Source organism: Sporolactobacillus pectinivorans, assembly GCF_002802965.1.
Taxonomy (GTDB): Bacteria; Bacillota; Bacilli; order Bacillales; family Sporolactobacillaceae; genus Sporolactobacillus; species Sporolactobacillus pectinivorans.
In genome coordinates this window covers 148,021-170,585 of record NZ_NXGA01000001.1, presented here as the reverse complement: position 1 = coordinate 170,585, position 22,565 = coordinate 148,021, and the positions used below count along the sequence as shown (strand labels likewise).

Sequence of the window (22,565 nt, the reverse complement as noted above, 5' to 3'; positions counted from 1 at the left end):
TCCTTCTATTTGCTTTCAGAGGTAATTATAAACTAACGTTAGTTAGTTATCAATACCTGATTTACGCGGGAAGTCTGGTTTTGCTGATACTTTCCTCATTTTCGTTGATAAATGAGGAATCTTCGTTGATTCGATCCTGCTTTTTGTTGATAAGTATTCCAAGTTCGTTGATATACCACTGTGAGGGCCAAGACTGAAGACGGATCTGATCCACCTTTTTACTCCAGACCAGCAAAATTACTTTTTTCACTCATTTATTGCGCAGCCCCCTTTAACCCTTCAATACCATCCACTCATTGCCGATACTTTGAAACAAAGTCTTTATTTGTCATACAAATTTATAATGCAGCCAACGTGTTTGAAATTAATTTATTGTTATGGATCACAGGCAACTATTTGTCTGAGACACTCTGACTCTTGCTTCTTGAATCTGCGGGTTCGTGTTTAATCAGTGTATAGGACAGCGCGATAAAGATCATGACGATGCCCAGAATCTGCAGATAAGAAGGAACAAATCCGGTGACAAAGACATCCAGCAGGATGGCGACAAGCGGATCCAGATAGGACAGCGCGGAAATGACAGGTGTAGGGAGTGAGCGAATGCTTCCGTAAAACAACAGATAAACAACGCCCGTGTGCATGACGCCGGTGAATATGCTGTAGAACCAGTTGGCAGCGGTCAAATGTGTATATATGGCGTAATGAACGAACGGAAGCAGCATCATGACGCCGATAAAGGTCTGGATCATCGTCACTAGATAGGGGCTGGCGTGCTTAATGTATTTTCCGGAGAGGATCACAAATGCATAAAGGAACGCGCCGGATAGTGCGTAAAGCGGGCCGACGACGGATTTACCGCTGGTCAGATCGTTCAGGCCGATGCCCGAGGTTAGCACTGTACCCATAAAGGAGAGAAAAACAACCAGTATACCAAGCCATTTGATTCGTTCTTTGAAAAAGACCCAGCCAATGATCAGAATGATGATCGGGGCCAGATTATAGATCGAAATTGCCACAGTGATTGCCGTTTTTTCAAATGCGGCAAAGAAAAGAATCCAGTTTAGAACAAGTAGTACGCCGCCAATCATGATGGCGGCCATTTCATTTTTTTGCCATTTTTCCTGTTTGAATCGCCCGCTGATCAGCCAGTAGGCGGTGAGAAACACAGTGGCACTGATACAGCGGACAAAGACAAGTTCCATAGATGGCAGTCCGGTCAACCGCTGGAAGAAACCGATCGAACCAAAGATCGTCATGGCGATGCTAAATTTAATAAAAGCAGACTTGTTCACGATCCGCTGATCTCCCTTCAGCTATTCATCCGATCTGACAGATGGACGGACTGGCAATAGTTTAATGCTTAAAGAGTTTGTTGTTCCATGTCCTCATTATAGGCAGTTATTTATCATCAGTAAAATAGATGTTTGTGAATTGATTCATCGTAAAAATTGATGTTTAATAGAAATATCAATTGCAAAAGGGAGAGATTCCTTTGGACATACGCCATCTGAAAACCTTTAAAACGATTGTGGATGTCGGTGGGTTCATGAAGGCAGCGGAGCATCTGGGCTATGCTCAGCCCACCGTGACTGGACATGTTCGGGCGATTGAGCAGGAATTGGGACAGCCTCTGTTTAATCGTTTAGGGAAAAGGATGATCCTGACCGAAACCGGGAAACATCTACTGCCCTATGCAAACGAAATCGTTGCACTGATGGACAAAGCGCTCCAACTGCCGTCGGATGAAGAAAAAATGGCAGGTGAGATTGTTATTGGTGCGTCCGAATCATTGACGACCTATCGTCTCCCTCCGATTATTAAGGCATTTAAAAAGCAATATCCTAAAGTCCGGATTATCCTGAAGCCTTTAATAAGCAGTGATTTATTTAAAGAACTTAAGCAGGGTGAAACGGATCTCGCTTTTCTGATGGACAGAATGCTTACTGAAGATGATCTCCGGGCGGAGCCATTAATAACGGAGAGAATGGTGCTCGTTTTTCCTGAAAATGCTCATACCACATCAAAAAACGATCTGCTTTCTGCAGGGGGAACAATTCTTTATACGGAACAGGGGTGTGCTTACCGGGCGCTGTTCGACAAACTGCTTCATAGCAGCGGATACGTGCCCGGAAACACGCTCGAATTTTGGAGCATTGAAGCGATCAAACAGTGTATCATGTGCGGGTTGGGGTTCTCATTTTTGCCGCTTGTTGCGGTCAGAGCGGAATGGGGGGAGAATAAACTCGTTTGCATAACCACCGATGAAGATCAGGTCGTCACGCAGATGGTTTATCATAAGAATAAATGGCTGTCCCCTTCTGTCCGGGCATTCATGAACCTTGTTCTGGAACAGGCGAAAGGCTGGCAGGAAAAAGAATATTAAGAAGGCATCGCAAAATAACTTTATCAGCCGTTGCTCCTTGACGCTTTCTTGCTGGTTTCTGAAAGCTGTGAGCGGTCTGTGTTTTTCGGATGCCCAAAAATAACACCTTCAGCCATTCTAACGCAGTCGGACGAGCGGATTCATAGAGTAAAACATAAACGAGGCCAAAAATCGTTTCAAAGACAATCATCATGCCGGCTGTCGCTATGGATAATCAAATTAGAAGCCCTTCAAACCAACTCAAAAATTGGGATTTGAAGGGCTTCAATTTATTTATTGAGCCATCTCCATATTTTTCATGTTCTTATCACAAGGCCGTTCTTCCGTATGAAAAAAGATTCAGCCAGATGCTCAGGAAGGGGATAACCAGCTCCGCTTGTTCTTATTCGCAAAGATTTTCAATAGAAGGACTCCAAATAGATCATTAAATGTCAAAGAAAACAGTTTTATAGAGCAAGACAGCTAATACGCTGGCAATAATAGGTGCCACAACCGGAATCCAGGCGTAAGACCATTGGGATGATCCCTTTTGACGCAAAGGAAACAAAACGTGTACAAAGCGTGGACCAAGTCTTTGGTTATAACGCATTTGCCACTGGCTTGCTACATAGGTCACTTCCGGTCATAATTAACTTTTTATCCAATTCGCTGATCACATGCTGCCTAAAATGAGTCCCGCGAATACTGCCAGAATACCAAAGAGGTAAGAACCACCAGCATAGCTGATCAATGTCGTATATTTTCCACGCCGCATCAATTCAATATTTTCCACGTTAAATGTTGAGAACGTTGTAAAAGTCCCTAAAAAACCGGTCATTAGAAGGAGCGAGAGCCATGTGCCAAAATGAAGAGCAGACACAATTCCAAGAGCAAAACAACCTCCGATATTGATCAAAAACGTTCCCATTGGAAAATCGTGTGCCCATTTTCTACTTATCCAGCGGGTCACAAATATTCGGCCAAGCACACCAAATACGGCACCGATGGATACCATCAAACAGTTAATCAGCATTTCGCAGCCACCTTCTTTTGTGGATTAAAAGGGTTTTGCTTGTCCAGTAGCCTAAAAGGCAGGCCAATAATCCACCAATCAGACTGGCTAGAATATAACCGATTGCAATGGGAAGATTTTTTTGGATCAGCTGGGAAGATTCTAGGGCAAATGTTGAAAAAGTCGTAAAAGAACCGACAAAGCCGGTCCCGATCGCTGAGACCATTCTGGATGACAACCAGGGAAGCCAGATGAGAAACTGAATCACGAAGGCAAGCAGGAAACAGCCAACAATGTTAATGATGAGTGTGGCAAGTGGAAAAGACGACGTATGGATCAGCGATTCCAAAGCATATCTTGCCAGGGCACCCAGGACGCCGAACAGGATCAGCAGGACATAATACAAAATAAGTTTCCCCCTTAATTAAAATTAAAACGCCTGCCCTAAAAAACCTTTACAAAAGGTCCCAGAGCAGACGTTATCAACTGAATCAAAGCAGCATTTAATGGCGAACGTCATCGCCTGTAAAAATCGATATTCCTAAAATATCACATTTTGAAAGCCCGTGCAATCATGCATTGTTAATCTCCAACGGTAAGCGGATGGTTAGTCCGGAAACAGGCTCATAAACTTTTCTTCTTAAAAACGGTCAAGGTGACGACAAGCGATAGAAGGATCAGGGCAATCGCAATCCAGACCGATGTTTCGGCATGGTCAAAGTTTGCGGCCCCAGTCATGAAGCCGGCATTACCTAATGCAAGCGTGAGCGGACTGAACCGGTCCATATTTGGGATGAGCTGGCAGAGAATAAGCACTCCCAGTCCGGCAGCAGTGAGGATCAGCCCGCCGTATGCCCCGCCGACGATCGAACTGGACATCAAAAGAACCGCGAGAAGAAAAGCGCCAAACAACCAAAGACAAAAGAGTGAGAAAAACAAATGCGGAGCGGACAGTCGATTAAACAGATACACTGTATAGCCCCACTGGATCAATGCAGCAAGAACGTAACTTACCGTCCACAAGACCAGGGCCGCGGCATATTTGGCCAGAATGACGGCATGGCGGGATAGGCCCTTGGACAGCAGGATAATCAGAGTGCCTCTGGACAGATCCTGTGAAAGCAAGCCGCCAAATACGAGCAGCAGCACAACCATGCCCATCTGCGAAAAATTTTTAAAAAACTGACTGAAGGAATCAGTAAACGTTGGTTTTGGAATGGTCAACGTTATTCCGTTAACCGCAGTATGGGCGAGAATATCCGGCATCATCTTGGCCAAAAGAGGGCTCATCATGCCGAAAATAACAAAGATGCAGAAGAGAATCAGTGCTTTGTAACCGCGAACATATTCGATCATTTCTTTTTTGAAGAATGCAGTGAATCCGCTCATTTGATCACATCCAGAAAAACATTTTCCAGCGTCGGCTCAAGCCGTTCATACTTCATAATCGGAATACCCTCGCTGGCAAGAAGCTGGATAATTTTCAAACTGTTTTCTTCATACTGGCTCAGTTTTACTGTGACTGTCTGCCCGGACCTCTCTGCATTTCCAATATGTGGGATAGATTCTAGGCGAGAGACAAGCAGTGAAGCCTGATCCTGAGTCATCGTTTCAATCTGCAGTGCTTCCTGACGGTAATTCTGCTTAATTTCAGCCAATGGTCCCTGCAGCACGAGCTGTCCGTTGTTCAGCACGCCAATCTGATCGCAGATCCTTTCCACATCCGACAGAATGTGCGTGGAGAAAATCACGGTTGCCCGCTTCCCGGCGGCGGAGAGAAGATCGAGAATTTCTTTCCTGCCGACGGGGTCAAGCGCGGAAGTCACTTCATCGCAGATCAAAAGGTCCGGTTCATTCAGCAATGCCTGTGCGATCCCCAGCCGCTGCTTCATCCCTCTGGAAAAAGAATGAATTTTCCGATTGACCCCGTCAAGACCACAAAGCGGAAGCAGTTCGTTTGTCTTTTTTTGAATTTCTGACCGACGCATACCTGTAATCTCCCCACACAGTTTCAAATACTCTCTGGCTGTCATGTAGCTGTAAAATTCGGGCACGTCCGGAAGATAGCCGATATGTTTATTCGTTGGGGTATCTCCGTAAGCGACTTTTTCTCCGCAGACGTAAATGGATCCACCGGTCGGTTTGATCAAACCGAGAATCGCTTTCATGGTAGTTGTTTTTCCTGATCCGTTTTTCCCGATCAGACCAAAGATAGAATGCTCGGCAACAGAAAAGTTTAAATCAGTCAGTACATGCTGCCGGCCAAAATCTTTTCTGAGATGCTCTGTCCGCAAAATATCCATCAGTCGTCACCCCTGCCGAAAATAAAATAGACGATAGGCCCGATCAGTTGGAAACAGAGGACGATGATTACCCAGAGCAGCCGGTTGCCAAACCGGTACGTTTTATGACGGAAGATGTGAATTAATGCAGCAATAATTAGGATAAGCTCCAGGACGATGATCGGGATCAGAAGAGGCAACAAATTTGAAATCTGAGTCATGACGTGCACCTCACTTCGAATTTTGGTACTGCGAATAAATGATATCTACCTTTGATGCGTTGAAAGGACAATGATGATGACGATGATTCCGATCATCACAATCCAAGCACTTGGCCTTGCCATGTTGATCGTATAGCCGATTCCAACCCTCTTTTCTACAAAGATAGACGGATCGGAAGGGTTGAAATAGAGCATACCCCAGATCCATCGGGCATCATCATCAAGAATCGGTCCCGCTACGTGTTTGGCTCGTGCTAAGTGCATGTAGAGAAAAATCATTGTAAGAACCGTAATAATTTCCATTATGATTCCGGCGATGGACGCGGCCAGAAACCAGACAGAGGGGACGGGGATAATGAGACTGATATCGGTCATTAAGAAAATCAATTCCGTAATCAGGCCAAAGGTGATCATCAGAACCCCCATTAATTTTCTAAAACGCTCATAATCCGGGGCCGCGTTAGGATTTCCCCTGACCGAGGCCGGTGCCCGGCGAATGAAAAAAATTACGAAAATCAGTACGGCTTGAAGTAGAGCAGGTGACAGCACGACCTGCCATGATTTCCGTCCCCACTGATCAGGACCGCTCAAGCCAAAATGTGTGGGAATGCTGGCTGGCATATACGGATAACCGAAATAGGCAACAGCAACTGTCGCTACAAAAAGCAAAACAAGCAGTAGTAACCAGCGAATCGGCAATAGCGTTTCCCGGTCGCTTTTTTTCGTTTCAATAATGATGCTGTTTGGTGTCAGGCTCGGATCCGGCCGCATGGTTCGTTTGAACGCTTGTGTTCGGCGATTGGCAGCGATGAAAATCAAACATTCAGCGATGATCAGGATAATGATCGACGTATTAAAAGCCAGCGTTTGAACGGCTTTATCGTTCACATTTAATAAAATCAGGCTGGCCATGAGAATAAAAGCAACGACCGAGGTTTCTATAATATAACGGCGACGGATCTTTTTGGCATGGTCGGAACGCCAGATATTGTCATCGGCAAATACAACGCCAAACACAATATTTCTTCTTGAAAACCAAGGCTGTGCAATGAAAAGGCCAGCCATCATGACGTAGGTGATTAGAGGAGCGATGGCGCTTGTGCTCATGATTTCTTCCCCTCCAGTTCATCATAAATATGGTCGATCATCCGATGGATCACCGCACGATCGACATTTCTTGTGATAGCTTCCGATACAAAGGCGTGCATCAGGTTCCCGGATTCCTGGAGAAAATTTGCCGCATTTTTTGCTGCATCTCCTGCCTTGACGAAGGTTCCCCGACTGCGCTGGATTTCAATGAATCCTTCGCTCTGAAGCAATCTGTAAGATTTGTTGACTGTGTGCAGATTGACGCCGATATCTGAACCAAGTGTCCGCACAGATGGAAGCGGATCCCCGTCCTGAAGCTGTCCTGAAGCGATGCCGGCGACAATTCCATCACGAATTTGCATGTAAATCGGCTGATCTGATCCAAAATCGATCGATAGAAGCATTTGATCAAATCCTTCTGTTCTAACTGTTATATATTATATATAACACAAAATGTTTTGTTTTTCTATTCTAACTTAAAAATAAGCCGTATTTTAAAAAAAAGAAAAAGAATCATAAAAAAATGAACGAAACATGATTGCTGCGTAATGTTCTACGGGGATGTATGATAGATAGAGCTGATTCGGCTCGGTTCGACGGGGCTGGCTGAAGCGAACAGACCAACTTTAGGAGGACATCATGGAAATACAAACTGTTTCAATTATTGGCCTGGGTGCGCTGGGCATCATGTATGGCAAACACCTGACAGATCGGATCGGTAAAGAGTCCGTGAAGATCGTTGCCGATAAAAAGCGTATTGAACGCTACCGGGCAGAGGGCGTCTATGCCAATGGGGAAAAATGCGATTTTCAGTATGCAGATAAAGACCAGATTGGCGAACCTGCAGATCTGCTCATTTTTTCAGTAAAGTACGGTGGCCTGGAGAGTGCTATTGAAAGTGCAAAAAACCAGGTGGGTAAGCACACCATAATCATTTCTCTGCTTAATGGCATCTCCAGTGAAAAGAAAATCGGAGAAGCTTTTGGAACGGATAAAGTACTTTATTGCATCGCTCAGGGAATGGATGCCGTCAAACAAGATAATCGGCTGACTTATGAAAATATGGGCTGGCTAAGCATCGGGGAGGCGGGCAACAGGGAAAGTGAAAAAGTGAAAGCACTAGCCCATCTTTTTGATGCTGCAGAGATTCCTTATGACATTCCCGATGATATTCTGCATCATATGTGGAGCAAACTGATGCTCAATACCGGTGTCAATCAGTCTGTTGCGGTATTTGAAACCAATTACGGCGGGGTGCAGAAGACAGGAAAACCAAGGGACACGATGATTGCTGCGATGCATGAAGTTGTGCAAGTAGCGGAGAAAGAAGGTGTCCGGCTGACTGAGGATGAAATCGATCATTGGCTGGAGATTAACGCAAAGCTCAATCCGGATGGCATGCCATCAATGCGCCAGGATACAAAAGCGCACCGGAAGACGGAAGTGGAACTGTTTGCGGGAACGATTATTGCACTGGGCAAGAAGCATGGAATCGAAACCCCGGTTAATGACTTTCTTTATCACAGAATTAAGGAAATTGAGGCTGCGTACTGATTTCTTAGACTAATAATGAATAAAACTTTGGCGGATTGTAGTGGCCGAACAGGGAAAGGTCTTCGCCTAAGGCAAATAAGTCAATAGATCTTCGACAAAAAATGCGCATGGTCTTGTGCGCAACATCGAAATCACCGCACCCACTACTAAGATTTATCCTGAGCTAGGTCTTCTTTAAAATCATACAGGTTGGATACAATAAGCAGACAAGTGGCAGAACCGATACTTTTTTTCGTTCATAATGTGTTCATAAAACGGGTTTAGTATGAACCATTGCCAGTGTGAAAAGGTTTTTCAATTGGCAGTTTTTTAAAGGTAAGATCATTTTTATTTGAAGGAGATTAGTAAATGAATGCAACGACGCAACCCGTTGATATCGACGGTAAAGCGTATAACCGGACGTTTCTGATTATTGTGCTTCTGGTTGGCGCTTTTTGTACCATATTGAATCAGACACTGCTTGCTACCGCGCTTCCTGACATTATGAAGGATTTTAATATTACTGCGGCAACCGGGCAGTGGCTGACCACCGCTTTCTTGCTGATGAACGGCATTATGATTCCGGTCACTGCCCTGATGATAAACAAAATCAGCTCGAAGACGTTATATATTGCCTCGATGGTGATTTTTCTAATTGGCACAGTTATGGCTGCTATCGCTCCGAATTTTCCCCTCCTGCTCACCGGGCGCATTGTCCAGGCCGCGGGGGCAGGCATTATGATGCCACTGATGCAGACGATTTTCCTGCTGATATTCCCTAAGGAAAAAAGAGGGATAGCCATGGGGCTTGCGGGGCTGGTCATAGCCTTCGCACCGGCCATAGGGCCGACGCTTTCCGGCTGGATTGTTGACAGCTATAACTGGCGCGTCCTCTTTTACATGATTATTCCGATTACAGTGATTGTCATTATTCTCGCTTTTGTAGCGATGAGAAAAGTTGTGCCTCTGACTTATCCGAGCATTGATTTTCTTTCGATTGTCTTGTCAACGGCTGGATTCGGCGGATTGCTTTACGGATTCAGCGAAGTCGGAAACGATGGCTGGGCGAGCGTAACGGTCATTTCCTGGTTGATTATTGGGGTGATTTTTGTTGCTCTGTTTATCTGGCGGCAGCTTGCTATGAAAGAACCGATGCTGGAACTGAAAGTATTTAAATCGCCGATTTTCAGTTTGTCCGTCGCAATCAGCAGCTTTGTCATGATGGCAATGATCGGCGCTGAGCTCGTGCTTCCGCTTTATATTCAAAATGTGCGCGGCGAAAGTGCTTTTCATTCCGGACTCATGCTTCTTCCCGGCGCGATTATGATGGGGCTGATGAGCCCTGTTACCGGGATTATCTTTGACCGGATTGGCGCACGGAAACTGGCCATAACAGGTATATTCATCTTGACTGCGGGAACGGTTCCATTCATGTTCTTAACCATCCATACCAGCATTGCGAGCATCGTCATTACATACGCGATCCGCTTTCTCGGTATATCTATGGTCATGATGCCGATGACTACAGCAGGCATGAACGCGCTGCCTAACAGCTTGATGAGTCATGGCACGGCGGTTAACAACACAATCCGCACCGTCGCCGGCTCAATCGGGACTGCCATTCTTATTAGCGTCCTGACTAATGTAACCAAGCATGGTATGCCCAAGAAGAGCCTGATGTCGCTTGACCCCGCACAATACGGGACCAAAGCCGTGAATGCAACTTTGAACGGTATGACCGCGACTTTTTTTGTGGCCGTCTGCTTCTGTCTGCTAACCTTGCTGCTTACTTTCTTTGTCAAAGGGAAAAAAATTCATGCGGAAGGCAGCAAGGCTGCAGATTAACAACGGCCCCTGTCTGAGGTAATTTCTTAAAATCAGGAAGTGAAAAAATGATTCTTGTTACTTTAATCATAGGCGCTGCTTTGTTTGTGACATTTATTTTAACAAGCGGCACAAAGTGGTTTTCACAGCATAAGTTTATCAATGGGCTACTCGTTGCTCTGTCGCTGATCCTTTTTCTTGGCAGTGAGACGCTGATGATCCTTAATGAGCACAGTAATTACGGGATGAAAGATACTGTATACACGAAAAAAGTCAATATCTATTCGGCAGCAGGATCTAATCCGAAGCAGTCTGCCGCAATTCCGTTCCTTCTTCTTTGCCAGAATGTCGGGCGTGATCCGCTGTATATCTACAATGTCAACAAACAGGGGAAACCGAACATGAAACATACCGGGATCACGGACAGTAACCAGTTTAAAGCGACCGGCCGGTCCCCATATCTTCTGATTCAGGAAAAAAAGCGTGTTTTTAAAAACGGGTTCTATCATACGCTCTTTGCCTTCAGTGGAGACAATAACGTGAAAGTGTCAACGCGGAATGTTTTCTACCTCCCGGAGAAACATCAGATACTGACTCCCAAACAAGTCCAGAACTTAATGAAAGAAATGAAAATCAAGCAGGAAATGATGATAAAGGCGGCTAAAGCACGAGGCGCGATAAAGAGCGGCAAAAAATAATTAAAATCTTTATTTTCTAAAGCTAATGGACACCGGATGGCGCGATACGCCTCTGGTGTTTTTAATAACAGTGCCAAAATTCGGAGGAAACGATGTTGGGATTTGCCAAGCTAAAAAAATCGGTCTTCCTGCAAATAAATCGGTCTTCAGAGGCTTTTGGAATAAAAATATTTTAGCTGTATTCATTGATTCAGGTTTCAATTGTTTATGAAGAGTTACGATCTTCTATTAGATTTCATTATAATAGAATTATTAATCTTGGAGGGAGAAACTGTGCCATGAAAACAGAAAAAGAAAAAATGCTTGATGGAGAACTTTATCATGCGAATGATCCGGTACTGGTGGAAGAACGCAGGAAAGCACGGCGATTGACTAGACTGTTTAATCAAACGCTGGAAACTGAAATGGATAAGCGTGCGGATCTCCTGAAAGAGCTTTTCGGTTCGACAGGAAAAAGTCTGTATATTGAGCCGACGTTTCGGTGTGACTACGGAACTAATATACATGTCGGCGAAAATTTCTATGCGAATTTTGACTGTGTCATTTTAGATGTGTGCAAAGTGGAAATTGGAGACAACTGCTTTATTGCTCCGGGCGTCCATATTTATACGGCAACGCATCCGCTGAACTCAGCCGAACGGATATCGGGGGCGGAGTATGGTAAACCGGTGACGATCGGTGATCATGTCTGGATTGGCGGGAGAACAGTCATCAACCCGGGAGTCAACATTGGCAATAATGTCGTTATCGGCTCCGGTTCAGTTGTAACCAGGGACGTGCCTGATGCCGTGGTTGTTGCAGGTAATCCGGCGAAAATCATTAAACACATTGAATGACGTATTGGACCATATTAAGAATTTGACATGGATAAACATGTATTCAGAAATCGTCGTCGATAATAGCTATCTTTAAATCAACGCAAAAATGATGTATCTAATCTTTTATAGAATGGAGAAAATTATGACAGATCAGAAAAGTGATTTTATTCTTGCGACGAAGCATGATTTACCAGCCATCATGACAATTACGGATCAGGCAAAAGCTTTTCTGAAAGCTCAAGGCGTTGATCAGTGGCAAAACGGGTATCCAGATATGAGTGATTTCAAACAAGACATCCGCCATCAGAATTTATTTGTTTTCAAATTGGATGGTGAAGTGGCGGCATATGCGGCTTTGCTCGCTGGCCCGGATGCCCACTATAAGGTGATCGAAGATGGAGAATGGCTCAATCAGCAAAGCCCGTATTACGCCATTCATCGTGTGGCTGTTAGTAATCAATTCCGTGGTCAGCGCGTCGTCCAACGTTTGTTTGAAACGGTGTTTGTTTATTTGCGTTCTAACTATCCATCAGTTAAAAGTGTAAGAGTTGATACGCATCCTGAAAATCTGATCATGCAGCATGTTCTAGCCAAAGTTGGATTCAAAAGGACTGGAAATGTGTACATGGAAGGTTTGCGTTATGGTTATGAGCAATTTCTGTGATTATTTGACCACCTCAAAAAAGGATGCTGATTGAGAACCTCAGGTCAGCATCCCTTTATGAGAGACCGTGGTATAACAATTTTTTATCCAGAACGTTATCCTTTTGCAGGTAGGAAGGACTGTTATGCTGTCTGTTTTGAGGATCCTGATTGAATAAAAGTTTGGTTAGTCGTCCCGTCATTGTGACTGAGCTGTTTCACAGCATCTTAGGATAATCCAGGAAAAGATTGAACGAAAAGGAACTTTTGACCGGACAGATGTGAGAAGTTCCTTTTGAGCAAACATGGGCGGAAAACCTTTGCGAAATTGAAAGTTTAGATGGTTTACGGCAAGTGTTTAATCACTAAGCTTAATTCCAGAAACCTTCATCCCCGTAGTCCACATGCGTCGAGACATTTTCCCATGTTTCCAGATCTTTTGTTACATTTTCCAGCTGAATCCGGGCATTTTTAACGGCATCTTTGCCGAGCAGCAGGTGGATGGGACTGTGTTCGGATTCCACAGCCTTGATGATTGCTTTGGCAGCAAGTTCAGGGCTGCCAGGCTGCTTTCCGGAGTTTGCATGGGAACTTTGCAGGCGTTTCCCGGCTGTTTCGAGATAGTCGTCAATGACTTTCGTCCGGTCTACAGAGGAGCGGCCGGACCAGTCCGTACGGAAAGCGCCCGGCTCCACGAGTGTGACATGAATGCCGAGTGGTTCAACTTCTTTCGCCAGTGCCTGCGACAGACCTTCAACGGCAAATTTTGTCGCATGATAGTAGCCGAAAGTAGGAAACGCAGTCAGGCCGCCGATCGATGAAACATTGACAATATGGCCGCTGCGCTGTTTACGCATCGCTGGCAGTACCGTTCGGGTCAGATCGCTCAGGCCCCAGAAATTCGTTTCGAAAAGTTTACGGACGGCTTCTTCGTCACTTTCCTCAACAGCGCCAAAATAACCATAGCCGGCATTGTTCACCAACACATCTATGCGCCCGAATTTATCGAGTGCCTGGTTCACCGCATGCTTGACCTGATCTTTTTTTGTTACATCCAGAGTCAGAGCAATGGCCTGTTCGTTGCCTTCCACCAGTTCGGCAATCTGATCCTGATGCCTTGCGGTTATGGCAACAGGGTAGCCTTGGCCAATCAGTTCCTTGGCAAGCGCCCGTCCAAACCCTGTCGAAGTTCCGGTTATAAACCAAACTTTCTTCACAGTATCATCTCCCTGAGTTGATATAATGTAGTATAAATGCTGGAGCATGCTCCATGTCAAATGAAAAGAGGGTTACACTTTGACTTATTCAATTGGTACTTTTTCAGAATTAACCGGATTAAGCATAGACACTCTGCGTTACTATGAAAAAGAAGGAATCATTTGCCCCGGGAGGGATACGAATAACCGCAGAGTTTACACTGAGGCTGATCAGATCTGGATCAATTTTATTATTAAACTTAAAGAAACAGCCATGCCCATTAAAAAAATTAAAGAATATGCCTGTCTGAGATACCGGGGTGATGAAACGGTAGATGAAAGATTGAACATACTCTATTCTCATCGTTTATTTATGCTTGACCAGAAAAAGAAGCTTGAGGAAAACATTGAGCATTTAAACCGAAAAATTGCTGCCTATGAAAAAGAGTCTGCCAGAAGCGAAGCTCTGAAATGCTGAAAGAGAACTGTTATTTTGATGACAGCGGAAAAAGCAATGAGGCACACACATTTACGTAGAGGGGAATGATGCCACGATTGAACAGTTGAAAAAAGAGATTAAAGATCGATCATAATCTAAAAGTAAGACGCTGTTCGTCTGGCAAAAAAATTACTCTGCGATGTTGATCGTATGCTTGAATCCATTAAAGACAGTGAGGAGATGTTTAAATGAGAAGTCAGAAATGGCGTGTGGGCATCCTGCTTTTCGATGATGTCGAGGTACTGGACTTTGCAGGTCCGTTTGAAGTTTTTTCAGTCACTTCAACAAAAAAAGAACAAAAGCCTTTCGAAGTGACGACCGTTTCCGAAACAGGGGAGATGGTTGCGGCGCGGAATGGACTGAGGGTGCAGCCGGACTACAGTTTTGAAAATGCGCCGCAGTTCGATATTCTCGTCGTTCCCGGCGGAGCGGGGGCAAGGAACAGAGAAATCAATAACGAGCGGGTTATTCAGTGGATTGCTAATGAAATGAAAAGTGTTCGGCTCATGACGTCAGTGTGCACGGGTGCTTTGCTGCTGGCTAAGGCGGGACTTCTGGAAAACAGAAAATGTACAACCCACTGGGCAAGCCTGAAACGCCTGAAAGAAGAGTTTCCCGGCACCAAAGTTCAGCAGGGTGTTAAATTTGTTGATGAAGGAGATATCATTACTTCCGGAGGCATTTCGGCCGGTATCAACATGGCATTTCACATCGTTGGCAAGCTGCTGGATCAAGAAGTTGTCCAGGAAACAGCGAGAAGAATGGAGTATGATCTGTGTTAATTAGCGTTTGATCAACCGTTGGCAGGGCACCGGACATCTTTTTTATTCCATGGAGGAAACATGCTGGTACAAAGATATATAGACCGGATCCATCAAATTTATCCTGATCTGAAGATTAACAGTGCTGAGCGCAACACAACCGGCCAGAATAATGATGTGCTGATCGTCAATAAAGCTCTGGTTTTCAGATTTCCAAAATATAAAGCGTGGATTTTTTTGATCATTGCATCGATTTATATCCTGATGGGAGGCAAATCTCTGAGCGGATAAAATTCTACAGAGGAACATTTGCTCTGCAGGAAGCGCTGCATGGCTTGGAGAACAATGACTCCCAGGCATTTGAAAAAGGGATTAGGCAGTATCGCTGAATATTCACGACATTCAAGGAAACAACAATTAAATGTTTGCTTAGTTCAGTAGGGTCGATTCTATAGAGCGTTCACCGTTTCTGCCGTAAAAACAGAACAGCACGCGTCTCGGTATCACACAAAAAATGCCATCCACAATTTGCTGCAGCTGGCATCTTTTATCACTTTGTTATTGATTTACTGAGACGCTAATTATTCTTTTTCAATCACGACGGCGGTGCCGAATGCCAGAACTTCACTCATGTTTTGTCCGATTTCACTCGAATCGAACCGCATCATGACGACAGCGTTGGCACCTTTAGATTCGGCATTTGAAATCAGACGGTCAATCGCCTGCTGGCGCGCGTCTTCAAGCATTTTTGTATATTCGTGTATTTCTCCGCCGGCCAGGCTTCTGAGACCAGCCATAATGTTTCCGCCCAGGCCCCGGCTTCTGACAATCAGTCCGAAAACTTCACCTTTAACTTCTGTGACCTTATAACCGGTAATATTTTCTGTTGTCACCACGAGCATCTTGAAATGCCTCCTGTTTACTAAAAATTTTTATTATATGAAAATATTATCATTTATTGTTGAATTCTTATACAGTTTTATCGTGAAGTTTAAAATAAATTTGGCAATATATAGAAAAAGGTTAACGTATGTGAAAAGCATTAAAGTACAATGTATGAGAAGGGGAAACATTCCTTTTCACAAAAATTGAGGAGTTAATTATGGAGAAAGACTTAAAACAAGTTGGTCTGAGAGCGTTTGATGACGTCTATGAACTCATGAAACAGTCTTTCCCGGCTAATGAGATTCGCTCATATAATCAGGCAAAAAAACTGCTGGAAAAACCGAACTATAGAGTACTGGTCATTTCAGAACACGATCTGAACATCGGCGGGTTTATTGCCGAATGGAAATTTGATAAGTTCCGGTTTATTGAACATCTTGCTACCGATCCACGGATTAGAGGGCTTGGACTTGGTTCAAAAATGATGAAAAGTTATCTGGCTCATACAGATCAACCAATCGTTCTTGAGGTGGAAACACCGGTAACGGAACTCGCCGTCCGAAGGGTTCACTTCTACCAGCGCCTGGGATTTGCAGTTAGTAATTTTGGCTATTTTCAACCAGACATGCAGGGAACATCCACTCAACCTGTATCATTGAAGATTATGGCCTATCCGGATAAAATCACAGAAACAGATTTTAAAATGTTCAGGAAAGAAATTTTTCAAAATGTGTACGGTTTAGCTGCGGAATCACTTGCGACGGAGTATATGAATCGTTAAATTTGCTCCCTTTTGTTAATGTCATATTTTTTGCGAAAATTCTATTGACTTTGTTTCTTTTTTAAGCGAAGCTATGAATACACGCTTTTTGGTGTGTGAGGCTGCCCGGCTGGGAAGAAAGAGTTTTTCAGTCCGGGTGGTACTTTAGAACAAGTGGAGTTGAGTTGAGATGAGCAGTCAGAGCAGTGCCTTGGCAGCAGAGGGTAAGTTTGGGGATTTCGGAGGCAGCTACGTTCCTGAAGCGTTGCAGGAAGTGCTGTCCAAGATCGACAGGGAATTTGAGAAATGTAAGAAAGATCCTGAATTTCAAAAAGAATTTTACTATTATCTGAAAGAATATGTGGGGCGTGAGAATCCGCTGACTTTCGCAAAGAATCTGACTGAAAGGTGCGGGGGAGCCAGAATCTATCTGAAAAGGGAAGATCTGAACCATACAGGGGCCCACAAGATTAACAACACCATCGGCCAGATTCTTTTAGCAAAAAGGATGGGTGCCAAGCGGATTATTGCTGAGACAGGGGCCGGACAGCACGGTGTCGCGACAGCGACAGTTGCTGCACTGTTCGGGTTTCCCTGCACGATTTACATGGGGAAATACGATACGGAACGCCAGTCACTAAATGTTTTCCGCATGGAGCTGCTCGGCGCAAAGGTTGTTCCGGTGGAAAAGGGCCAGGGCCGTTTAAAAGATGCGGTGGACGTTGCATTGCAGGATCTGGTTCAAAATCATGAGAATACGTATTATTTGCTTGGATCGGCAGTAGGTCCGCATCCGTATCCGTCAATGGTCAAATATTTTCAGTCGGTCATCAGTGAGGAGTCTAAGCGCCAGATTCTTGAAAAAGAAGGCAAGCTTCCGGCCGCTGTGCTCGCCTGTGTTGGTGGCGGAAGCAACGCGATCGGCGCATTTGCCCACTATATTGATGAAAAAGGTGTCCGCCTGATCGGTGTGGAACCGGCAGAGGCAGCCAGCCTGGCTGAAGGAGTTCCGGCAATTATTCATGGGTTCAAATGTTATGCGCTGGTAGATGAACACGGCATTCCGAAACCAACTTATTCTATTGCCGCCGGTCTTGATTATCCGGGCGTTGGTCCGGAACACAGCTATTTGAAAGCGATCGGACGCGAAGAGAACGTGACGGTGACCGGGCAGGAGGCCTTGGAAGCGTTCCAGACGCTTTCCAAAGTGGAAGGAATTATTCCAGCACTGGAAAGTTCCCACGCCGTCGCCTATGCGATGAAACTTGCGCCAACCCTGCCAAAAGACGAAAGCATTATCGTTAACCTTTCAGGCAGAGGCGACAAGGATGTTCGGCAGGTCTTTGAGATGCTGAAAAATAAATGAATCACCATTTAACTTATCAACCATTAACATAAATCTGTATTTTCCTTCGGGGAAATATGGATTTTTTGTTTTTTCTCTAAAAAGAGGAGAATGATTAAATTCCGGATAATTTTCCCAAAATAGTTAAAGAAATATTTTTTGGAGGGAAAACGATGTATCCGGATTTATCAGGGAAAGTAGCCGTTGTTACCGGCGGATCAAAAGGGATCGGAAATGCGATTGCCAGGCGCCTGTCAGAAGAAAAAATGTCGGTAGTTATTAACTATAATCACGATCGCTGCGGTGCCGAAGAGACGGCCGAAAGTTTGAGAAAAGCGGGCGGAAATGCGGTAGCCATTCGGGCGGATGTTGGGACGGAAAAAGGGGCGCGTGCGCTGCTCAATGCAGCCATCGAACACTTCGATACTCTGGATGTTTGGATTAATAATGCCGGTATAGAAAAACAGTCGCCTACACATAAATTGAGTCTTGAAGACTGGAACAGGATTATTAATGTGAATCTGACCGGTGTTTTTCTTGGGTCGAGGACAGCCATCAAATATTTTTTAAACCAGAGAAAGAAAGGGAACATCATTAACATGTCGTCCGTGCATCAAAGGATCCCGTGGCCGACTTTCGCCCATTATGCGGCAAGCAAGGGCGGAGTTCGTCTGTTTAGTGAGACCATTGCACTTGAATATGCAAAAAACGGGATTCGGGTGAATGGTATTGCACCGGGAGCCATTAATACACCGATTAACGCGGAAAAATTTTCAGACCCGAACCAAAAACAAAGTACCCTGGATCTTATTCCGATTGATTATATCGGTAAACCGGAAGAAGTGGCAGCAGTTGCCGCTTGGCTGGCGTCGGGTGAATCCGGCTATGTGACCGGAGCGACGATTTTCGTTGATGGCGGTATGTCGCTGTATCCCGAATTTGAGGAAGGGCAGGGATGAAGTTTGATGCAGTAAGCAAAAAAGTTTAATTTTGGAAACACATTTTATGTGTTTATCTTTTCCTGATCCGGGTATATAAATCATGTGACGGGTTTTAAAATTTTCCGATATGGTACGTCAGATGACAGACGCATCGATAAATCCGTCACGTGATCAATCATTGCTGTTCAGCTCCCGCTTCGTACCGGATGAACCATTCGGACGGGAATCAACAAAAATGTTATCCCGATGGGGGTATGTGGATGGATGATGGCGAGTCGTATGAGAACGAAAGTTGAAGGGACAGGACCTCCTTATGGAGCGTGTCTTTGAAGCGCCGAGGGACATGGTATTCGGGGCTTTTTCCAGGCAGGAGCATCTGGCAGAATGGCGGGGCCCGGAAGGATGACTGACAGACAGCCGAAAATTTGAGCTTAGGCCGGATGGCATCTGGCATTACTGCATGCACTGCACGGATGGAAGACAAGGAGGTTTTTATGGCCAGGAGTCCCGGGTTAAGCAAGTCTATCACGAAATTAAGGAACCATAAAAAATTGTTCACATCGATATGTTTGCAGATGAGGACGGCCGCCCGGTTGATGGAATGCCTCAGATACTTGTAACGATGAAGCTGCCCGATGAAGAAAATAATAAGCGGGTGATGGTACGATCCCGTTTCATGTCGGATGAAGCACTTCAGCAGGTATTAGGGACGGGCGTTATAAGGGATTCACTTCACAATTCGACCGTCTGGCAGGTTATTTGCAGTAGAGTCAGGAGGAATTGCTTGATTATCAATAATTTATTTAAAAAGCGGCTCGAGCTGAACAGCAAAATACACGGACAATAATCCCCGCCTGAACATTGAAGGGTGGGGATTATTTATTGCAGAAACAGTTTCTGGACGGCTGATTTTATACAGGTCGCCAACGGAAGAAAATTCGGTTATTTATTGCCGAGATGAATCAGCGTCTCGGGCGGCCGTCCTTTTACCCGTAAGTCAAATGTCCACCCTTTTCACCCTCTCTATCTACTATTTTACGCGTAAACGGGCAGTCAAAAAATTGTTCCTTCCAAACAAATCAAAGGCAACGGAATGAACAAAATCAAGAGGAAAAATCATATACTGCAATATAATGACACAACGAGGAGCGCGCAGATGTTCTTATATAAAGTCGATGAAGCCATTTCATTAAGACTAATCGATTTAAAGGACGCAGAGCAGATTTTCGAACTGGTTGATCAATCGAGAACTCATTTAAGAACATGGATGGCCTGGGTGGACGGCACCTCAAGCGCAGAAGATATACGCGCATTCCTCCAGGGGACCATGGAGGGTTATGCTGAACACCGGAATCTGACGACAGTTATTCTGTACCACGAGGAAATTGCCGGGACTGCCGGATACAATAGTATCAATTGGTCAAACAAAACGGCGTATATCGGCTATTGGCTTGGCGAGAAATTCCAAGGCAAAGGCATTATGACTAAAGCGGTCAAGGCGCTGACTGATTATGCCTTTCACGAACTGAACTTGAACAAGGTTGAGATCCGGGCAGCTTCCGCAAACAGGAGAAGCAGAAATATTCCAGAACGGCTCGGCTTTGTTAACGAAGGATGCATCCGGCAGGCTGAATGGCTCTATAGCCACTATGTCGATCATGTGGTATATGGAATGTTGGCGGGTGAGTGGGAAACCAAAAAGATTGAATACAAATGAAGGACTGTCTGTTCAAAGTTATTTTGCTCAAATAAGTGAACCGCTGCCGGTGCCGGACCGGTTCAACGTAGGGCCGTACGGTAAAAAAGAAGCGTTCACCAAGGTCTTTCGGAATAAAAAACCAGTTCGATCAATCAAAGAAGCGATTGGTCAAACTGGCTTTAAGATTTTCATGCTGTCTTTAGTTGATCCACTCAACAACGTCATTCAAGGGCTGCCTTGTTTTCGCATGATGCGGTTCTTCGGCGCGATAACCAAAAGCGGCCATGGAGGCAATACCGTATGTGTCGCCTTTAATGACACCCTCGTCTTTCAGCACCTGCTCTACTTTCTGCTTGTCGAAACCTTCCATCGGACAGGAATCGATTCCGATTTCCGCCGCGGCGGTCATCATGTTTGCCAGCGGGATGTAATCCTGCCGGCATCCCCATTCGAAAAATACACGGTCATTGCCGGTCAGATCAAAATCTGATTTCTGAAAATTATCGATAGCGTCAGTCATCATTTTGTCTACATCATCAGGTAGTTTCTGAATATCTTTCAGCATATGCTGCACGTGCTCGGAATGAGCGGCCAGCGAATCTGCTTTTCTGGAGAGAATCAGAACAAAATGGCTGGCGGTTTTCAGCTTTTCAACGGCGCCCCATGCCGGACCTTCCAGCTTTTTGCGCAAATCTTTATTCTGTACAACAACAAACTTCCAAGGTTCCAAGCCGAAAGAACTGGGCGACAAGCGACCTGTTTCAAGTATAAAGTTAAAATCTTCGTCACTGATTTTCCTCGCCGAATCAAACTTTTTACAGGCGTGCCTGAACTGAAAAGCTTTTATAATCTGTTCCTTGACCTGCTCTTTATCAATAGTCTGCATAATAAAAGCCTCTTCCCTGAGTGATTTGTATGCGGTATCTGAAGATCACGGTTTTAAGCTGCGGTGTATCCAACCTGGTGACAGGTTGAAAAATAAAACATGCATCAGAGACCGTGCTCCAGCCAACAAAATTTATTATAGACTCCGATCAGGGAAATATTAAATAAAATGGCTCCATACCCAATTGGCACAGGGATAAGAAGCCGACTGAAAGAAATTTTATAGACAAACCTTTCATTTTGCGGGAGTGCATCTGAGATTAATCCTTTAAAAAAAACACGTTAAACCCATTTCACAATTTGATCTGTATCAAGACGCACGGTGTTAAAACCCTCTTCTGCAGGTTTTCCGACTGCAATCAGAACCAATGGGAGGTAGCGTGCCGGATCATAACCGAATGTTGCATCAAATTGATTCTTGTCAAAACCGCCGAGTGGGCATGTTTCATAGCCATGGGCCCGCGCGACCAGCATTAGCTGCATGGCTGCCAGGGCGCTGTTAAATGAGACATCCGTCAAATGTGCATCGTGCGGCATGCCGTCATAAAGTTCTGAAATGAGTTTAACCTCTTTATCACGTTCTTCCTCAGACATAGTTCCCTCGGCGACTGCCCGATTGTAGATGTGATCTTTGTAATCCGATGCACGTAGGTCCCCGAGTATGGCGATCATTGCGGAACAGGAATCCAGAAGTTGCGGGTTATTATAAAACAGCGGCCGGAGTTTGTCTTTTCCTTCCTTACTTTGGATTACCAAAAAGCGCCACGGTTGCAGGTTCATGGCAGACGGAGCCCGGCACGATTCCTGCAGAATCCGAGACAGCTCGTCATGACTGATTTTTTGTTCTGGATCAAACTTTCTGATCGACTTTCTTCCGGTAATCAAACGGATCAGATCCTCATCCATTTTAAGCATCTCTTTTCTTTGAGATATAAAAAGCGCTTACATAAATGTTCTAACATTATTATATAGCAAATCAATGATCGAAGGGCAGCCACCACAAAAAAACAAGAATCCTTTCAACCTGTTTTGAATTTTTGTTCAGCACGTTATCTAAAGCAATAAATTATCGATTAAAACGAAAAAGGCAAAAACCGAAGCCAGGATGGATAG

The 22,565-nt window shown here is 44.8% G+C and carries 26 protein-coding genes and 1 riboswitch; of the genes, 13 read left to right on the top strand and 13 right to left on the bottom strand.

The genetic code is table 11. The annotated features are described in order from the left end of the window. Window positions 1-61 precede the first annotated feature (61 nt). Window positions 62-250 (bottom strand): hypothetical protein, encoded by a 189-nt coding sequence (locus COP04_RS00885; protein ID WP_100486278.1) that lies wholly within the window; start codon window positions 248-250, stop codon window positions 62-64. A 142-nt stretch (window positions 251-392) separates the two neighbouring features. Then, window positions 393-1,292, bottom strand: a complete 900-nt coding sequence (locus COP04_RS00880) for a DMT family transporter (protein ID WP_100486277.1) — start codon at window positions 1,290-1,292, stop codon at window positions 393-395. Between the two features lie 200 nt (window positions 1,293-1,492). Here COP04_RS00880 and COP04_RS00875 point away from each other — a divergent pair, with 200 nt between their 5' ends. Beyond that, on the top strand, window positions 1,493-2,383 hold the full coding sequence (locus COP04_RS00875) for a LysR family transcriptional regulator (protein ID WP_100486276.1): 891 nt from the start codon (window positions 1,493-1,495) through the stop codon (window positions 2,381-2,383). A 652-nt stretch (window positions 2,384-3,035) separates the two neighbouring features. Here COP04_RS00875 and crcB read toward each other — a convergent pair. From crcB to COP04_RS00835, 7 genes are all read right to left on the bottom strand, one after another. Next, entirely contained in the window at window positions 3,036-3,395 is a 360-nt protein-coding gene (crcB, locus tag COP04_RS00865; protein ID WP_100486275.1) for a fluoride efflux transporter CrcB, read from the bottom strand. Continuing rightward, on the bottom strand, window positions 3,385-3,780 hold the full coding sequence (locus COP04_RS00860; protein ID WP_100486274.1) for a fluoride efflux transporter FluC: 396 nt from the start codon (window positions 3,778-3,780) through the stop codon (window positions 3,385-3,387). Before COP04_RS00860 ends, crcB begins: the two co-directional genes overlap by 11 nt. Window positions 3,781-3,840: 60 nt before the next feature. After that, a riboswitch (Fluoride riboswitch) is annotated at window positions 3,841-3,907 on the bottom strand. Window positions 3,908-3,998: 91 nt separating this feature from the next. Then, on the bottom strand, window positions 3,999-4,763 hold the full coding sequence (locus COP04_RS00855; protein ID WP_100486273.1) for an ABC transporter permease: 765 nt from the start codon (window positions 4,761-4,763) through the stop codon (window positions 3,999-4,001). After that, the gene (locus COP04_RS00850) at window positions 4,760-5,677 is read right to left on the bottom strand and encodes an ABC transporter ATP-binding protein (protein ID WP_100486272.1); all 918 of its coding nucleotides are present in this window, start codon (window positions 5,675-5,677) and stop codon (window positions 4,760-4,762) included. The genes COP04_RS00855 and COP04_RS00850 overlap by 4 nt, the downstream gene beginning before the upstream one ends. Next, window positions 5,677-5,877, bottom strand: coding sequence for a PLDc N-terminal domain-containing protein (locus tag COP04_RS00845; protein ID WP_100486271.1), 201 nt, complete (start codon window positions 5,875-5,877; stop codon window positions 5,677-5,679). The genes COP04_RS00850 and COP04_RS00845 overlap by 1 nt, the downstream gene beginning before the upstream one ends. Before the next feature lie 45 nt (window positions 5,878-5,922). Beyond that, window positions 5,923-6,984 (bottom strand): DUF5808 domain-containing protein, encoded by a 1,062-nt coding sequence (locus COP04_RS00840; protein WP_239984717.1) that lies wholly within the window; start codon window positions 6,982-6,984, stop codon window positions 5,923-5,925. Beyond that, window positions 6,981-7,370, bottom strand: a complete 390-nt coding sequence (locus COP04_RS00835; protein ID WP_100486270.1) for a GntR family transcriptional regulator — start codon at window positions 7,368-7,370, stop codon at window positions 6,981-6,983. Before COP04_RS00835 ends, COP04_RS00840 begins: the two co-directional genes overlap by 4 nt. Before the next feature lie 235 nt (window positions 7,371-7,605). Between COP04_RS00835 and COP04_RS00830 the strand changes: the two genes are divergently transcribed. From COP04_RS00830 to COP04_RS00810, 5 genes are all read left to right on the top strand, one after another. Continuing rightward, a complete protein-coding gene (locus tag COP04_RS00830; RefSeq protein WP_100486269.1) occupies window positions 7,606-8,520 on the top strand; it encodes a ketopantoate reductase family protein in 915 nt (304 codons plus the stop codon). A gap of 348 nt (window positions 8,521-8,868) precedes the next feature. Next, window positions 8,869-10,344 (top strand): MDR family MFS transporter, encoded by a 1,476-nt coding sequence (locus COP04_RS00825; RefSeq protein WP_100486268.1) that lies wholly within the window; start codon window positions 8,869-8,871, stop codon window positions 10,342-10,344. A 47-nt stretch (window positions 10,345-10,391) separates the two neighbouring features. Next, the gene (locus COP04_RS00820) at window positions 10,392-11,021 is read left to right on the top strand and encodes a DUF4811 domain-containing protein (RefSeq protein WP_100486267.1); all 630 of its coding nucleotides are present in this window, start codon (window positions 10,392-10,394) and stop codon (window positions 11,019-11,021) included. A 278-nt stretch (window positions 11,022-11,299) separates the two neighbouring features. Further along, window positions 11,300-11,857, top strand: a complete 558-nt coding sequence (locus tag COP04_RS00815; RefSeq protein ID WP_100486266.1) for a sugar O-acetyltransferase — start codon at window positions 11,300-11,302, stop codon at window positions 11,855-11,857. Window positions 11,858-11,981: 124 nt separating this feature from the next. Further along, on the top strand, window positions 11,982-12,503 hold the full coding sequence (locus tag COP04_RS00810) for a GNAT family N-acetyltransferase (protein WP_162297064.1): 522 nt from the start codon (window positions 11,982-11,984) through the stop codon (window positions 12,501-12,503). A 349-nt stretch (window positions 12,504-12,852) separates the two neighbouring features. Here the strand turns inward: COP04_RS00810 and COP04_RS00805 are convergent, their stop codons facing one another. Beyond that, a complete protein-coding gene (locus COP04_RS00805; RefSeq protein ID WP_204988003.1) occupies window positions 12,853-13,698 on the bottom strand; it encodes an oxidoreductase in 846 nt (281 codons plus the stop codon). A 79-nt stretch (window positions 13,699-13,777) separates the two neighbouring features. Here COP04_RS00805 and COP04_RS00800 point away from each other — a divergent pair, with 79 nt between their 5' ends. From COP04_RS00800 to COP04_RS00790, 3 genes are all read left to right on the top strand, one after another. Next, window positions 13,778-14,155, top strand: a complete 378-nt coding sequence (locus COP04_RS00800) for a MerR family transcriptional regulator (protein WP_100486262.1) — start codon at window positions 13,778-13,780, stop codon at window positions 14,153-14,155. Window positions 14,156-14,364: 209 nt separating this feature from the next. Then, window positions 14,365-14,958 (top strand): DJ-1/PfpI family protein, encoded by a 594-nt coding sequence (locus tag COP04_RS00795; protein ID WP_100486260.1) that lies wholly within the window; start codon window positions 14,365-14,367, stop codon window positions 14,956-14,958. 60 nt (window positions 14,959-15,018) lie between these two features. Next, the gene (locus COP04_RS00790) at window positions 15,019-15,228 is read left to right on the top strand and encodes a hypothetical protein (protein ID WP_193437378.1); all 210 of its coding nucleotides are present in this window, start codon (window positions 15,019-15,021) and stop codon (window positions 15,226-15,228) included. A 290-nt stretch (window positions 15,229-15,518) separates the two neighbouring features. Here the strand turns inward: COP04_RS00790 and COP04_RS00780 are convergent, their stop codons facing one another. After that, window positions 15,519-15,839, bottom strand: coding sequence for a heavy metal-binding domain-containing protein (locus COP04_RS00780; RefSeq protein WP_100486258.1), 321 nt, complete (start codon window positions 15,837-15,839; stop codon window positions 15,519-15,521). 200 nt (window positions 15,840-16,039) lie between these two features. On the opposite strand from COP04_RS00780, the gene COP04_RS00775 reads away from it, so the two are divergent. From COP04_RS00775 to COP04_RS00755, 4 genes are all read left to right on the top strand, one after another. Next, a complete protein-coding gene (locus COP04_RS00775; RefSeq protein ID WP_100486256.1) occupies window positions 16,040-16,603 on the top strand; it encodes a GNAT family N-acetyltransferase in 564 nt (187 codons plus the stop codon). Between the two features lie 169 nt (window positions 16,604-16,772). Next, window positions 16,773-17,948: a tryptophan synthase subunit beta gene (gene trpB / locus COP04_RS00770; RefSeq protein WP_100486254.1), complete on the top strand. Its 1,176-nt coding sequence runs from the start codon at window positions 16,773-16,775 to the stop codon at window positions 17,946-17,948. A gap of 152 nt (window positions 17,949-18,100) precedes the next feature. Beyond that, the gene (locus COP04_RS00765; protein WP_100486252.1) at window positions 18,101-18,886 is read left to right on the top strand and encodes a glucose-1-dehydrogenase; all 786 of its coding nucleotides are present in this window, start codon (window positions 18,101-18,103) and stop codon (window positions 18,884-18,886) included. 1,138 nt (window positions 18,887-20,024) lie between these two features. Then, the gene (locus COP04_RS00755) at window positions 20,025-20,585 is read left to right on the top strand and encodes a GNAT family N-acetyltransferase (protein WP_100486250.1); all 561 of its coding nucleotides are present in this window, start codon (window positions 20,025-20,027) and stop codon (window positions 20,583-20,585) included. Between the two features lie 181 nt (window positions 20,586-20,766). Here the strand turns inward: COP04_RS00755 and COP04_RS00750 are convergent, their stop codons facing one another. Next, window positions 20,767-21,453 carry an NAD(P)H-dependent oxidoreductase gene (locus tag COP04_RS00750; protein WP_193437377.1) on the bottom strand — a complete coding sequence of 229 codons (687 nt, stop codon included), beginning with the start codon at window positions 21,451-21,453 and terminating at the stop codon, window positions 20,767-20,769. Between the two features lie 281 nt (window positions 21,454-21,734). Beyond that, window positions 21,735-22,358: a nitroreductase family protein gene (locus COP04_RS00745; protein WP_157800107.1), complete on the bottom strand. Its 624-nt coding sequence runs from the start codon at window positions 22,356-22,358 to the stop codon at window positions 21,735-21,737. Window positions 22,359-22,565: the final 207 nt, after the last annotated feature.

Bases quoted from the DNA above. Each gene is read 5' to 3' on its own strand.
- COP04_RS00755 (WP_100486250.1), top strand. From the start codon at position 20,025: ATGTTCTTATATAAAGTCGATGAAGCCATTTCATTAAGACTAATCGAT.
- COP04_RS00775 (WP_100486256.1), top strand. From the start codon at position 16,040: ATGGAGAAAGACTTAAAACAAGTTGGTCTGAGAGCGTTTGATGACGTC.
- COP04_RS00850 (WP_100486272.1), bottom strand. From the start codon at position 5,677: ATGGATATTTTGCGGACAGAGCATCTCAGAAAAGATTTTGGCCGGCAG.
- COP04_RS00780 (WP_100486258.1), bottom strand. From the start codon at position 15,839: ATGCTCGTGGTGACAACAGAAAATATTACCGGTTATAAGGTCACAGAA.
- trpB (WP_100486254.1), top strand. From the start codon at position 16,773: ATGAGCAGTCAGAGCAGTGCCTTGGCAGCAGAGGGTAAGTTTGGGGAT.
- COP04_RS00790 (WP_193437378.1), top strand. From the start codon at position 15,019: ATGCTGGTACAAAGATATATAGACCGGATCCATCAAATTTATCCTGAT.
- COP04_RS00835 (WP_100486270.1), bottom strand. From the start codon at position 7,370: ATGCTTCTATCGATCGATTTTGGATCAGATCAGCCGATTTACATGCAA.
- COP04_RS00745 (WP_157800107.1), bottom strand. From the start codon at position 22,358: ATGGATGAGGATCTGATCCGTTTGATTACCGGAAGAAAGTCGATCAGA.
- COP04_RS00855 (WP_100486273.1), bottom strand. From the start codon at position 4,763: ATGAGCGGATTCACTGCATTCTTCAAAAAAGAAATGATCGAATATGTT.
- COP04_RS00815 (WP_100486266.1), top strand. From the start codon at position 11,300: ATGAAAACAGAAAAAGAAAAAATGCTTGATGGAGAACTTTATCATGCG.
- COP04_RS00750 (WP_193437377.1), bottom strand. From the start codon at position 21,453: ATGCAGACTATTGATAAAGAGCAGGTCAAGGAACAGATTATAAAAGCT.
- COP04_RS00840 (WP_239984717.1), bottom strand. From the start codon at position 6,984: ATGAGCACAAGCGCCATCGCTCCTCTAATCACCTACGTCATGATGGCT.
- crcB (WP_100486275.1), bottom strand. From the start codon at position 3,395: ATGCTGATTAACTGTTTGATGGTATCCATCGGTGCCGTATTTGGTGTG.
- COP04_RS00820 (WP_100486267.1), top strand. From the start codon at position 10,392: ATGATTCTTGTTACTTTAATCATAGGCGCTGCTTTGTTTGTGACATTT.
- COP04_RS00795 (WP_100486260.1), top strand. From the start codon at position 14,365: ATGAGAAGTCAGAAATGGCGTGTGGGCATCCTGCTTTTCGATGATGTC.
- COP04_RS00765 (WP_100486252.1), top strand. From the start codon at position 18,101: ATGTATCCGGATTTATCAGGGAAAGTAGCCGTTGTTACCGGCGGATCA.
- COP04_RS00845 (WP_100486271.1), bottom strand. From the start codon at position 5,877: ATGACTCAGATTTCAAATTTGTTGCCTCTTCTGATCCCGATCATCGTC.
- COP04_RS00825 (WP_100486268.1), top strand. From the start codon at position 8,869: ATGAATGCAACGACGCAACCCGTTGATATCGACGGTAAAGCGTATAAC.
- COP04_RS00810 (WP_162297064.1), top strand. From the start codon at position 11,982: ATGACAGATCAGAAAAGTGATTTTATTCTTGCGACGAAGCATGATTTA.
- COP04_RS00830 (WP_100486269.1), top strand. From the start codon at position 7,606: ATGGAAATACAAACTGTTTCAATTATTGGCCTGGGTGCGCTGGGCATC.